We start from the raw sequence: 12295 nt of genomic DNA on the forward strand, positions 1-12295 counted from the left end.
CAAGGACGGGACTGTCAACGCCTTGGCCGGTGAATGCGTTCACCGGCCTTTTTTATGCAAGGATTGCCCGACTCAAAATTTATATAAGAATTTGTTTTCATATAATAAATTTGGCATTATGCCTGCATTAAACGATAACCCCAATAAACAAAATAGGTACCTTCATGCGCTGGACCCGAAACCTACTCTGCATTGGAGTCGCCGCTGCGGCTCTCGCCGGTTGCAACACGCAAACCAGTCCCCAGAACAGCTCCGACCGGGAAGAATGGGTGGAGCTGTTCAACGGCCAGGATCTGGACGACTGGATCATCAAGATTGCCGGCTCTCCTCCAGGCGAAAACACCCTGAACACCTTCCGCCTGGAGGACGGCAAGATCGTGGTCAGTTATGACCAATACGATGAACTGAACGGTCGCTGGGGCCACATTTTCTACAAGGAGCCCTTCTCCCACTACCGCATCGAGGTGGAATACCGCTTTGTGGGCGAACAGGTCGCCGGTGCGCCGGAGTGGGCCATTCGCAACAACGGCATCATGTACCACGCCCAGTCGCCTTATGAGATGGCGATCGACCAGGGGTACCCCGCCTGCATGGAGGTGCAACTGCTCGGCGGCAACGGCACCGATGAGCGCCACACCTCCAACCTGGTGACGCCGGGTACCCATGCGGTTTATGAAGGCGAGCTGCGCCAGGACCACATCATCGAGTCCACCAGCAAGACCTATCACGGCGATCAGTGGGTGACCGCCGAGGTGGAAGTGCACGGCAATGAACTGGCCATTCATCGGGTGGAAGGTGAAGAGGTCATCCGGTACAGCGGCATGCAACTGGACGATGGTACGTTGCTGCACGAGGGCTATATCGCACTGCAGGCGGAAAGTGCCCCCATCGAGTTCCGCTCGGTGCGCCTGCTCAACCTCAAGGGCTGCATGGACGACACTGCCAGCAACTATAAACCCTATTTTGTGGCAAACGACCCGGACGCCTGCACCGACTGACGATGTCACCGGGATAGCGCCGCCCCGATCTGTTACCCCTCCGCTTGAGCCGCCACCCGACACCGGGCGACGGCTTTTTTATTAGCCTTGGTCAGATATACTAGGCCCTCTTATACTGACCCTCCCTGTTTCACCATCGGAGCTTTTCATGCTGGAAGCCGTCTGGATCGCATTTGCCTTTACTCTGGGATTTCTGGTTCACCGGATGGGCCTGCCCAATCTGATCGGCTATCTGGCCGCCGGTTTTGCCATCAGTGCCGTCGCGCCGGCATTGAACCTCCCCGAAGAGAATGGTGAAATTCTGGATCATATCGCCCACCTGGGTGTACTGCTTCTGCTGTTTACGGTGGGCCTGAAGCTGCGCCTGCGCAACCTGGTGCGCCCGGAGGTGATCGGTGGCGGCCTGATGCATTTTACCGTCTCCTGCCTGCTGCTCGCCCCGGCGTTTTACCTGTTTATGGATGTGTCTCCCTACACGGCCGGCATGCTGGCGGTGGCCCTGGCTTTTTCCAGTACCGTATTGGCGGCCAAGGTACTCGACAGCAAGCGCGAACTGCGGGCGTTTCACGGGCGGGTGGCCATTGGCATTCTGATTGTGCAGGACCTGATCGCGCTGGTGGTCATGGCCTTTGCCAACGGTGAGACACCGTCCTGGTGGGCGCTGCTGATTTTCGCCCTGCCGCTGTTGCGCCCGGTGTTCTATCGCCTGCTCGATATGAGTGGCCACGATGAGTTGCTGATGTTGCTGGGTTTGCTGTTGGCACTGGCGGTGGGCGGCCAGGGTTTCGAGTCCGTGGGGCTCAGCTCCGAACTGGGGGCGCTGGCGTTTGGCGCCCTGCTGGCCAATCACCCGCGCGCGACCGAGCTGTCCAATTCGTTGTGGAGCGTCAAAGAGCTGTTTCTGGTGGGTTTCTTCCTGCAGATTGGCATGGAGGGGTTGCCCGACACCGATATGCTGATTTTTGCCGCGATCATGACGCTGGTGCTGCCGCTCAAGGGGCTGCTGTTTTTCGTGTTGCTGCTGGCCTTCAAGCTGCGCGCCCGCAGCGCCTTTCTGACCGGACTGAGCCTGAGCAACTACAGCGAGTTTGGCCTGATCGTGGCCAGTGTCGCGTTGCCGGAGTGGCTGGTGCCGATTGCCATTACCCTGGCGTTTTCCTTCGTGCTCTCCGCACCGCTCAACCACATCGCCCACCCGCTCTACGAGAAGCTGGCCAACCGCCTGCAGAAGCTGGAACGGGATAGCTGGCATCCGGACGAGCAGCCGATTTCCCTGGGCGATGCCGAAGTGGTGGTGATGGGTATGGGCCGGACCGGTGCCGCGGCCTATGAGCGCCTGCAGAAGCAGGGCTACAAGTTGATTGCGCTGGATTCGGACCCCGGCAAGGTGGACAAACACCGCAAGGCGGGACGCAACATTCTGTTCGCCGACGCCGAGGATCAGGCCTTCTGGCAGGGGCTGGACATGTCCCGTATCAAGGCGGTGGTGTTGAGCATGAGCGACTCGGAAGCGAAGATCATTTCCGCCAGAAAGCTGCGCAGTAATGGCTTTGAGGGCTATATCGTGTCCCACAGTCTGTACGAGGATGAGGCCAACCGCATTGATGCCGCTGGCGCCAACCGGACGTACCTGACGATGAACGAGGCGGGCACCAGCCTGGCCGAGCACATCTGCCAGTACATGCAGACCGGCCGGGCCGAGCACTGATCAGGCGACAGCCTGCTCAAGGAACCGACGCATCCAATGCCCGACACGTTCGCCCTGGTGAGGAACCGAATAGCTTTGAATCACCCGGGCAAGGTGGTCCGGGTTCAGTTCGTGTTTGCGATACTGCAACAGGGCTTGAGCGTAATCCACGCTGAACTCCGGATGGCCCTGAATGGCCAGAACCCGACCGGGAATATAGAAGGCCGCGTTCGGGCAGAACTCATTGCTGAGCAGGCGCTCGGCGTCGGGCGGCAAGCGGGTCACCTGGTCGCGGTGACTGATGATCAGCGAGACCGGTTCGGCGTCATCCACAAACGGCGGCCTGGTCAGCAATGGATAGGTCATCACCCCCAGGCCCCAGCCCCCGCTCGCGCGCCCGGCTTCTCCGCCCAGAGCATGGGCCAGCAGTTGATGGCCAAAACAGATACCCACCATCGGCTTACCCGTCTGAAACAGCGCCTGAACATACTCGCGCAGTCGACGAACCCAGGGGTCATCGGAAAAGGCATCGTACTGACTGCCAGTAATCAGATAGGCATCATACCGGTTCATGTCCGGTGGGTAGTCGCCCTCGATAACCCTGAAAGTGTCCATCTCCCAATCGAGCTGCTGACGCTCGAACAGTGCTTCAAACATCCGGCCGTAGCTGTGGTACTTCGACTGCAACGACTCTCTCAGAATATCCGCATCCAGAATGGCCAACCGCATGCACTGACTCCCGTCTTGTTGATCAACTGCCGCCCAGCTTAACCCACCTTCCGCCAGATTCCACCACTTCGAAGCGCGCCCACTGCCGGAATTCTTCCCGCTGGCAGATGCCGGTCTCATAGGCGTTGGCGCCGGCGACGTTTTTATAGATCACCTGGTCCCTGCGCCGCTCCCCCGCCTCGGCGGCGTCGACCACCTGCCTGACACACCAGTGGTGCCCCAGCTCGCCGTTACTGTAGAAGTGACCGGCGTCAATTCGCTGCGGGTGCTCAACCTGTCGCTCGGCGTGCTCCCGTGCCAGTTGCGTCAGCTCCACCAGCTCTTCCGTGGTGATATCGACGTAGGAGTTCAGTTGCTCCATGGCGGCGGCCAGGTCTTCCTGACTGAGGGTAATGGAACCGACTTTGGGCGGCGCGTGTCTGGTATGGTCCAGGCGGCGACTCCAGTGGGCCGGATAGCGGCGCCATGCGAAGAAGCTGTTGAACAGTACCGCCATGGCCACGAGCGTGACCGCATTCAGTGCCACCGGGGTGATCACATAATGGTAACCCATTGAATGTACACTGGCGCCACCGATGACCGCCACCAGGGCAGTGGCGCCACCGGGCGGATGAATACAGCGCAGGTAATGCATGGTCGCGACGGCCAGCCCTACGGCCAGAGCCGGCGTCCAGAGCGCACCGGGGAACAGCTTTTGGCAGCTGACCCCGACCGCAGCGGAAACCAGATGGCCGCCAATGACCGCCCAGGGCTGGGATAAAGCCCCGTGCGGCACGGCAAACAGCAGTACCGCCGAGGCGCCCATGGAGGCGAGCATCAACAGGGCACCGACGTCGGCCAGATACCAGTGGGAGACGCCATAGACCGCCAGAATGCCCGCGAAGGCGCCCAGCGCCGAGAGCAGTTTTTCACTATGGCGGGTCGTATTGCGCTCAATTCCAAGGTAAGCACGGATTTCGCGCCAGAGAGAGGAAAAAGACACCGACCGGTCCTCATGCACCAAAAAAGGGCGCATAGTATCATTAGCCGGACCCTCATGGGTCGGTTATGCTGGCGCTCAGTAACAGACTCTACTCCGGGAGTATCCGATGAACACAGCCACCCAGGCACTGAAAGGCCGTTTGCAGACCGTGGGCGAGGAAACGGCCAACACCATCAGCCACGGAATCGGCCTGATTGCGGCCATTATTGCCACGCCCTTCATGATAGTCCGGGCCATTCGCCTGGAGGACCCGGCCTTTGTGGTGGGCGTCAGTATCTTTTGCGCAACCATGATCGTACTGTACCTGGCCTCGACGATTTACCACATCCTGCCCCACGGGCGCGCCAAGCGGGTGTGTAAAGATATCGACCACTCCGCCATTTATCTGTTGATTGCCGGTACTTACACCCCCTTTACGCTGGGCGCTCTTAGCGGCCCCTGGGGTTGGACCCTGTTTGGCATCATCTGGGCATTGGCGGCCTTCGGGGTACTGATGAAAAGCCTGAGGAAACTGCACCACCCGGTACTCTCGGTGGGGCTGTATCTGATCATGGGCTGGATGGTGTTGGTGGCGTTGCACCCGCTGACCCGTGAGGTACCGGCCGCCGGCATCGCCTGGTTGGCAGCCGGCGGCGCGTCTTATACGCTGGGCGTGGTGTTCTATGTGCTGGACTCGAAGGTCAAGTTCGCCCACTTCGTCTGGCACCTGTTTGTGCTCGGGGGCACCCTCTGCCACTTTGTCGCGGTGTTTGGCTACGCTCACTGAACGGTGGGCGTGCGGTCAAAAAATCCAGGCGATCATCAACCAGAAAATCACGAAAAACAGGAAGAAGCCCAGCAGCATAAACTGCAATTCCCCCAGCAGGCCATCGCCGGAGGCCACGGCAAACACCAGAAACAACACGACCGTGACAAAGAAGGAGACAATGGCGGCGGTTTTCAGCCCCATGCCGGGCTCGAGATAGGCGGCCGAGAACTCGGCCAGGGAGGGCAACAATAACATCGCCGCCACGCCCACCAACACCACCAGCGACACCAGGACAATGGCGATCTTGCGGGATTCGTTTCTGTCCTTGCGATCTTCTTCCCCCACCATTACCGGGCGCCTCCGTTCTGGCGGGCCTTGATCAATTCACGCACCCGGTTGGGATCCGGCATCCCCTTGGCTTCGATTTCCGGCTTGTCACCGGCGGTAAAAATCTGAATGGTGCCGACGCCGAAAATGCGATTGAAGAAGCTCTGGTTCACCCGCACGGTTCGGATACCGGAAATACTGAACTCGGCGCGGTTTTTACTGAGCAGTCCCTCCTCATACAGGATGTCGTGCTCTTTGACTGTGAGTTTCGAGCCCTTGCACTGCAAGTACCACCAGAGCAGAATCAGCAGTCCCAACCCGAACACCGGGATCAGCAGCAGGCTGACGATAAAACCGATGGGGTTGTTCTTGAACATGGCGGGGTGTTCGGAGTACAGGGGTTCACTCATGGCAGGCTCCTTATTCTTGAGTCAATGAGCTTGATGATAGCACTCCCTTGCGCGCCCTGCAGCCGGGGTGGTTCACACCCCGGACGATTCATCTAGTGTACCCCGAGCGGCAACTCGCGGTAGCGGTTCTTGCCCGAGCCGCCGTCGGCGCCGCCGTCGTACACATAGCCGTACACGGCCGACTCTCCGTCCTGCTTGACCAGTGCACCGCGCACCCACTGTACCGGTTCATCGTCAACCAACAGCCGGGCTTCACTCCAGTGGCCCTCGCCTCGGCGCTCGGTGTGGTAAAGGTGGCCGGTATTCTCTTCAATAAACAACACCTGGACACTGTTGCCATGGGCGATGGCATCGGCCCCGGTCTGATCAGCGTCGACGGCATTCTGGACCACGGTGCGGTCGGTCACCTGGACCGGGTCGCTCCAGTTGCCCTCGGCGTCGACCCGCCGCTCCCACAGGTAGCCGCTCGCCAACCGATAAATCACGACAACCGTCTCAGACTCCGACTGATACACCAACGGCAGAATGGAGCCGATATCCTCACTGTCGGTGCCGAGCCCCTCCGCGAAGGCTTGCCGCTCAGTCAGTTCATCATGGGGCAACAGTTGACGATAAAACGCCCTGCCGTCGTTACCGGTGTAAGCCAGGTGCACCACGTCACGCTTTCCGAGCACCAGCGCCGGACCGGACAGGGCCGGACCGGTGTCGGCATCAATCACGGTTTCCTCGCTCCAGTCACCCTTGGGTGAGCGGGTGCGGGTGTGAATTTTATCGGGGCCACCGTAGACCGCCACCACGCTACCATCGGAGCGCACCGCCAAATCGGCCACCTGGGTGGGGGGCTCTTCCGGGGAGGCCAGCCGTTCATCCCGAATGGCCCAGGTATCCGGTTGCTCGGGGTGATCCGAGGTGCGGAAGACGTGATAGAACACATGGTCGGAGGTCTGGTGCAGCATATGGATCTTGTCGTCCACCCGAACCGAGGCGAAGCCTTCCAGGTCGCCGGTTTTCGGGCGGTGTGCACCATCCACTTCCTGCCAGGTCTCGCCGCCATCGGAAGACCTGACGGTCATCAGTGCATTCCAGGTTTCCGCCGGTTCCATCAGGAAGTACAGGTCGCCGCTGTCCGACTCCCAGGGGCCGATGCGCATGGGGGTTTCCACAAAGGTACCTCCCAGGTGACCGTCGGCGACCTCGAGGGTCACCGAGGCCAGTGCCTCCGACGCCAGAGGCTCTCCCGTCTGATCCACCAGGCGGTAGTCAAAGCGGTCCCCGGTTTCATTGAGCGCGGCGTCGTCCGAGAAGCGGCGAATCACGATGGGAAACTCCCATTCGCTGTGCCCGCCCTCCGGTGACCAGACCGGTGTACGATCCGCGAAGCTGATGCCGGCACCACCGGTGAACGGTTGCCCGGAGACGCTCAACAGATCCCGGGTTGGGGCACCGTGTTCGAAGGATGCACTGGCCATAATGCTGGTGCGCGGCGAACGGGGTTGACCTTCCTCCACCAATGCCTGCACGTCCGCCCGACTTCCTTGCGGCACATACAGTCCGGCGACGGAGGGGGGAATGTCCCGCTTGAGATTTTCCGTAAAGACCAGAGCCTCATCATCGTACTCCACGATCAGGTCCTGCCCCTCCATGATCAGTTTCAGCTCAAACCACTGTCCGTGTCTGATGTCGAACGGGTGAGTGGCAAGTGTGGATTCCACACCGTCGCTGACACGGACCACCTGCACGGCGTCGCCGGCTTTTACGTCCACGCGCCAATAGTTTTCGGCATTCTCATAACCGAACACGACGCCTGCCTGGGCGTCCGCCTCTGGCAGGCGCAGGTCAACCGCGAACTCCAGTGGCTCCCAATGGGTTTCATAGCGCCCCAGGGCCAACAGGGCCTGGTCGCCAGCCTGAAGCGTCAGGTGTCCTTTATCGCCATTCGCTGTCCAGGACAGCGCCGAGGCGTCGCCGCTGAGGACGTGCCAGAGCTCGTCCATCGGTTCACTGGGCTGGCGTTCGAAATCCAGTTCATATTCTTTGGCGGGCTGCGGGAAGTTCTCGGCGCCCAGGGGTTCCCACTCGCCATTATTGCGGCGTACTTCAAGCCGGTAACGACGCCCGGTACTGTCCGCTTCAGCGGTTTCCACTTCAAAGCGAATCCGGAAGGGCTCATCGGCGAACACGGTGGCCGGCTCGTTGGTGTCGCTGGCCCAACCGCCGTTGTCATTCAGCGGTATGTCGAACTGCGAACGCACCCGAAACGCGGTTTGCCGATCGTCTTCAGTTTGGGCGGCGTGTTGAGTGTGTTCCGGTTCGGTTTTGCTGCAGCCCATCAATAGCAACGCGCTTAGCGCCCCGGTCAACAGCGGAACTGTGAGGCGGCGCTGGCGCGCCACAGGGCCCATTATCGGTACAACATTCATGATTGGGTTCATGATTCTTCCTTACGACGTAAGTTCGCGTATTTCGATCCGGCCTCGGCCTGACAACGTCCGGGTAACGGTGTCGACGGTCAATTCAGTCGAAAGTACACCGGCAGCGTCCAGGTCATACGGTTCTGGGCGATGTCATCGGGCATCTTGGGCAACGGGTTGGCTTTTTCGAGCATTTCTTCAACGGCTTCATCCAGACTGTCGTGCCCGGTCGGGCGCATCAGTCTGTAATCGAGGATGTTGCCGTCCCGATCGAAGGTGAATGACACCATGGCCATGCCCTGCTCGGCCTTGCGACGGGCACTCATGGGATATTCTTTGTGACGTTCCAGCCAGGCGCTGACCCGGGTGCGGTAATCCGGCGGCGCATCCTGGATGCCACCCGTTGCACCCGCCTGCTGGCGATCCGCCGTGCGTTTGGCGTCCTGATCACTGTGCTCGTCAGCGGACTCGGTCGACTCGTCCGTCTCGGCGGTTTGAGATTCCGGCTCGGGTTGAACCTCGGGTTCTGGCTCCGGTTCGGGTTCGGGCTCGGGTTCCGGCTCCGGTTGTGGCTCCGGCTCCTCCTCGGGTTCCGGCGTTTTGACCGCCGACTCCAAAGGCTCGGGCTCCGGCTGCGGCTGGGGTTCGGGCTCAGGGGCCGGCGTCGGCTGAGCTGGCTTGGGGGGCGGTGCCAACGCGATGGTGATGGACTGGGCCCCCGGATCTTCCGCGCGGTGCACGGTTTCCCGGTCCGACTCCAGACGCACCATGGCCAGGGTGTGCACAGCCATCGCCAGGGACAAGGCCAGGAGCCAGTGAACGGGTCGCGGTTGTTGAATCATTCGCTTTCAGTCAGTAGTTGAATCTGGGCAACACCACCGGCACGCAGCTCGGCCAGCAGTTCGGTCAGAGCGCGGGCTTCCAGTCCGCGGTCGGCTCGCACCTGCAAGGGCGCCTCGGGTTGCTCGCGCTGGGCGAGACGTTCCGCCAGTCGGGTCGGCTCAATGGCCTCGCCCATCCAGGCCAGGCGCCCATCGGCACCAATGGCGAGATATTCCGGCTGGCTGTCCACCGCTTCAGCGTGACGGGTGGTGGCGGGTGTCACGGCAAAAGGCGGCTCCTGGATCAGGGTGCCACTGACCATAAAAAAGATGAGCAACAGAAACACCACATTGATCAGCGGCAGGACATTGTCCTCCGCATTGGTGGTTCGCCGGGGAATGGGCGGCAGGGAGAAATCGGTCTGTTTCAGCATAGCGAGGTTTCGGTTACAGCGGTGGACAGATCAATCAGCGGTTTCGCCCAACGCCAACGCCTGAATACCGGCATGGCCCAACTGGTCAAAGCTGTCGATCAATTCATGGAGCCTGACACCATCCTCGGCGCGCAGTATCACCGAGGAAATGCGCTCAGCCTCCAGGTCCCGAGTCAGTTGCTCTGCCAGTGACTGGAGTGGATACCTTTGCTCGTCATAACGAAATTCTCCGTCGCCCAACAAATAGATATCGGCTGCGGGTATATCGTCATTGCCGGCCGCTTCACTGCCGGTCGCCAACTCCAGGCCGCTCCATTGGGCGAGACTGGAGGCGAGCATAAAAAACAGCAGCAGGTTGAACACCACATCAATCAGGGGTGTCAGGCTGACACTGCGCTTACGACGGGGAGCTACCTCAATTTGCACCGGCCAGGGCTCCTTCCAGCGATGCCTGTCGGGTGCGCGATGCGGCGTCCTGGCCACGGTTTCCCGTCGCGGTTTTCCCACTGGCTTCATCGCTGACCCGGTTGAAGGCGCGACTGGTAAACACGCGGCCCAGCGCATCCTGCATATCTTCGTGCAGGCGCTCGACACTGCGCTCCAGAAAGTTCAGAGCCGCCACCGCCGGAATCGCGACCACCAGACCCACGGCGGTGGTCAGCAGCGCTTCCCAGATACCGCCGGAGAGGACCGACGGATCCACCTGACTGCCGGCCGCTTCCAACTGGTTGAACGCGGCAATCATGCCAATCACCGTACCCAACAAGCCCAGCAACGGGGCGATATTGCCGATCACTTCCAGAGGACGAAAATGCCGACGCAGGACATTGATGTCCCGGGCCGCGGTGCGGGCCACTTCTTCCCGCAGGCTGTCTTCGGGAATACCCGCTTCGCTGCCTTTGACGACCAGGTTCATGGCCTGGGCAATGGGGTTGGGCTGGCCTTTCAGACATTCGCCGGCCTTGTAAGTATCACCCTCACGCCAGGCGTTTATGGCCGGCTCGATAAAACGGCGCTCGCCGAGACGGATGGTACGGAATTGCCATAACTTCAGTACGACAATCGCCAGGGCGTAAATGGACATCAGCATCAGAATCATCACCACTGGACCACCCAGCTCCAATAATTCCGCTAACGTTGCCAAACTGAAACCGTTCATAATGACCTCTACTTCACTTGCGGTGTTGGTGGATGACGGCCTTGGGCCTTATCCACCCGACATGGACCTGTTGATCATCGGCGTCGATGTGATTAACCGGCGTCTACAAAAAATGGGCCGCGCAGCTCGTAAATTCGGCCGTCGGTGTGATCGCCCGTGTAACCTTTCTGGGAGCTGAAATACAGGCGCTCGCCATCGGGACTGAAAGCCGGGCCGCAGATTTCCGAATCACGCTGACCAACCACATTCACCAGTTCAAACGGCGTGATATCGGCACCGACCACTACCAGACGCATCTCGCTGCCGTCTTCGGCCACCAGCACGTCACCACCGGCGGACACCACCAGATTGTCCACATCGTCAATGCCGGGGTTGAAGGCCTGGTCGGACTGTTTGTCGTAAATCAGATCCAGCGTATTGGCATTGGTATCCAACGTCCAAACGCGGTTGTCGCCTTTGGTGGTGAAGTACACCATGCCCTCGTGATACCAGCAGCCTTCCCCACCATCAAACCGTTCGGCGTCGGCTACCTGTTTCCGGGTGGGCAGTTCGCGGCGTTCGGGGTCTTCACCGCCCAGGCGGGGTACCGGGTTGGGCACCGTCTGCCACTGAACCGGGCGGGTCTGCAACGGATCATCGCCGGTCAAGACCGCCACTTCCAGCCGACCTTTGCTCAGGTCGGCACGCCCCCCCTCGGGATAGTGCTCGGGCACAAAGCGATAGAAGTTGCCGTCTTCGGTATCTTCAGTGAGGTAGATGTGGCGGTGCACCGGGTCCACGGCGGCGGCCTCGTGTTTGAACACACCCAAGAGCGGCGCGGGCACGGCGAGCTGACGACCGGTGGGATCGCACTCGTACACCAGGCCTTCATCAATTTCTTCGCAGGTCAGCCAGGTTCCCCAGGGTGTGGGGCCACCGGCGCAATTGTTGGTGGTGCCGGTACAGATGGCGTAACTGTCGACCACCTCGCCTTGCGCGTTAAAACGCAGCGCGCCCACGCCACCCTGGCGCCAGGCTCCCACTTCGGAGTTGGACACATAGACCCAACCCCCGTCGTCCATCGGGAAGGTGGCGCCGCCGTCAGGCAGCGCATGCCATACATAATCGGAACCGGCATGGGCCCGCTGTCCCGTGCGTGCCACTTCGCGAACGGCGAAGCCACGGGGCACCCTCATTCGGGTGTTCGGGTCGTTTTCAACCGCGACTTCGTGCAAGGTGCCCGCGAGGTTGGGAATGTTGCTGACTTTCTTTTTCAGCGCCAAAGGCTTAGCTGAACGAGGGGAACCTTGTGTGGTGCAGCCCCACAGGCCCGGGCCGACCGCGAGCACTCCCGAGGCGATCAGGCTTCTCTGCAACAGGCGGCGGCGCTGTTCATTGACGAGACCTTTGCGGTTACCGGTTGATTTGCTCTCAACGTTTTTCATAGCACTCTCTGATCATTGAATCGGTTTGACCGCTCACAATAAAACGCCCTGACGCATTCCCTCCTGAATGCATCACTGCGCTTTCTGAGCTGACTTTGATGCCATTGAGTGTGCCCCCGGTATGTGACCCTGGCGTGACTGAACCGTGAACTTAAGGTGACAATT

General features: G+C 60.4%; 13 protein-coding genes. 3 read left to right on the forward strand and 10 right to left on the reverse strand.

The annotated features are described in order from the left end of the window. Positions 1–164 precede the first annotated feature (164 nt). Positions 165–998, forward strand: a complete 834-nt coding sequence (locus tag OOT55_RS09835; protein ID WP_265365704.1) for a 3-keto-disaccharide hydrolase — start codon at positions 165–167, stop codon at positions 996–998. Between the two features lie 148 nt (positions 999–1146). After that, positions 1147–2706 (forward strand): cation:proton antiporter family protein, encoded by a 1560-nt coding sequence (locus OOT55_RS09840; RefSeq protein ID WP_265365705.1) that lies wholly within the window; start codon positions 1147–1149, stop codon positions 2704–2706. Here OOT55_RS09840 and OOT55_RS09845 read toward each other — a convergent pair whose 3' ends face one another. Both OOT55_RS09845 and OOT55_RS09850 read right to left on the reverse strand, forming a co-directional pair. Continuing rightward, positions 2707–3414: a glutamine amidotransferase-related protein gene (locus OOT55_RS09845; protein ID WP_265365706.1), complete on the reverse strand. Its 708-nt coding sequence runs from the start codon at positions 3412–3414 to the stop codon at positions 2707–2709. A gap of 22 nt (positions 3415–3436) precedes the next feature. Beyond that, positions 3437–4396 (reverse strand): HPP family protein, encoded by a 960-nt coding sequence (locus OOT55_RS09850; protein WP_265365707.1) that lies wholly within the window; start codon positions 4394–4396, stop codon positions 3437–3439. A gap of 106 nt (positions 4397–4502) precedes the next feature. On the opposite strand from OOT55_RS09850, the gene trhA reads away from it, so the two are divergent. Further along, a complete protein-coding gene (gene trhA / locus OOT55_RS09855; protein ID WP_265365708.1) occupies positions 4503–5162 on the forward strand; it encodes a PAQR family membrane homeostasis protein TrhA in 660 nt (219 codons plus the stop codon). 15 nt (positions 5163–5177) lie between these two features. On the opposite strand, the gene OOT55_RS09860 is transcribed toward trhA, so the two are convergent. The 8 genes from OOT55_RS09860 to OOT55_RS09895 all read right to left on the reverse strand — a co-directional run bounded on the left by OOT55_RS09860 (position 5178) and on the right by OOT55_RS09895 (position 12130). Then, on the reverse strand, positions 5178–5492 hold the full coding sequence (locus tag OOT55_RS09860; RefSeq protein WP_265365709.1) for a hypothetical protein: 315 nt from the start codon (positions 5490–5492) through the stop codon (positions 5178–5180). Then, positions 5492–5881 (reverse strand): PH domain-containing protein, encoded by a 390-nt coding sequence (locus OOT55_RS09865; RefSeq protein WP_265365710.1) that lies wholly within the window; start codon positions 5879–5881, stop codon positions 5492–5494. The genes OOT55_RS09860 and OOT55_RS09865 overlap by 1 nt, the downstream gene beginning before the upstream one ends. A 92-nt stretch (positions 5882–5973) precedes the next feature. Next, entirely contained in the window at positions 5974–8313 is a 2340-nt protein-coding gene (locus tag OOT55_RS09870) for a sialidase family protein (RefSeq protein ID WP_265365711.1), read from the reverse strand. A 77-nt stretch (positions 8314–8390) separates the two neighbouring features. Then, the gene (locus tag OOT55_RS09875) at positions 8391–9134 is read right to left on the reverse strand and encodes an energy transducer TonB (protein ID WP_265365712.1); all 744 of its coding nucleotides are present in this window, start codon (positions 9132–9134) and stop codon (positions 8391–8393) included. Beyond that, positions 9131–9547, reverse strand: a complete 417-nt coding sequence (locus tag OOT55_RS09880) for an ExbD/TolR family protein (RefSeq protein WP_265365713.1) — start codon at positions 9545–9547, stop codon at positions 9131–9133. The genes OOT55_RS09875 and OOT55_RS09880 overlap by 4 nt, the downstream gene beginning before the upstream one ends. Positions 9548–9577: 30 nt before the next feature. Beyond that, the gene (locus OOT55_RS09885; protein WP_265365714.1) at positions 9578–9973 is read right to left on the reverse strand and encodes an ExbD/TolR family protein; all 396 of its coding nucleotides are present in this window, start codon (positions 9971–9973) and stop codon (positions 9578–9580) included. Beyond that, positions 9963–10706: a MotA/TolQ/ExbB proton channel family protein gene (locus tag OOT55_RS09890; protein WP_265365715.1), complete on the reverse strand. Its 744-nt coding sequence runs from the start codon at positions 10704–10706 to the stop codon at positions 9963–9965. The genes OOT55_RS09885 and OOT55_RS09890 overlap by 11 nt, the downstream gene beginning before the upstream one ends. A gap of 92 nt (positions 10707–10798) precedes the next feature. After that, complete coding sequence (locus OOT55_RS09895; RefSeq protein ID WP_265365716.1) at positions 10799–12130, reverse strand: alkaline phosphatase PhoX; 1332 nt, start codon at positions 12128–12130, stop codon at positions 10799–10801. Positions 12131–12295 lie beyond the last annotated feature (165 nt).

Origin of the sequence: Marinimicrobium sp. C6131, from assembly GCF_026153455.1 — a bacterium.
GTDB lineage: Bacteria > Pseudomonadota > Gammaproteobacteria > Pseudomonadales > Cellvibrionaceae > Marinimicrobium.

Excerpts from the sequence above, each read along its gene's own strand:
- OOT55_RS09840 (WP_265365705.1), top strand. The coding sequence starts at position 1,147 with ATGCTGGAAGCCGTCTGGATCGCATTTGCCTTTACTCTGGGATTTCTG.
- OOT55_RS09875 (WP_265365712.1), bottom strand. The coding sequence starts at position 9,134 with ATGATTCAACAACCGCGACCCGTTCACTGGCTCCTGGCCTTGTCCCTG.
- OOT55_RS09890 (WP_265365715.1), bottom strand. The coding sequence starts at position 10,706 with ATGAACGGTTTCAGTTTGGCAACGTTAGCGGAATTATTGGAGCTGGGT.
- OOT55_RS09895 (WP_265365716.1), bottom strand. The coding sequence starts at position 12,130 with ATGAAAAACGTTGAGAGCAAATCAACCGGTAACCGCAAAGGTCTCGTC.
- OOT55_RS09845 (WP_265365706.1), bottom strand. The coding sequence starts at position 3,414 with ATGCGGTTGGCCATTCTGGATGCGGATATTCTGAGAGAGTCGTTGCAG.
- trhA (WP_265365708.1), top strand. The coding sequence starts at position 4,503 with ATGAACACAGCCACCCAGGCACTGAAAGGCCGTTTGCAGACCGTGGGC.
- OOT55_RS09870 (WP_265365711.1), bottom strand. The coding sequence starts at position 8,313 with ATGAACCCAATCATGAATGTTGTACCGATAATGGGCCCTGTGGCGCGC.
- OOT55_RS09865 (WP_265365710.1), bottom strand. The coding sequence starts at position 5,881 with ATGAGTGAACCCCTGTACTCCGAACACCCCGCCATGTTCAAGAACAAC.
- OOT55_RS09880 (WP_265365713.1), bottom strand. The coding sequence starts at position 9,547 with ATGCTGAAACAGACCGATTTCTCCCTGCCGCCCATTCCCCGGCGAACC.
- OOT55_RS09860 (WP_265365709.1), bottom strand. The coding sequence starts at position 5,492 with ATGGTGGGGGAAGAAGATCGCAAGGACAGAAACGAATCCCGCAAGATC.
- OOT55_RS09835 (WP_265365704.1), top strand. The coding sequence starts at position 165 with ATGCGCTGGACCCGAAACCTACTCTGCATTGGAGTCGCCGCTGCGGCT.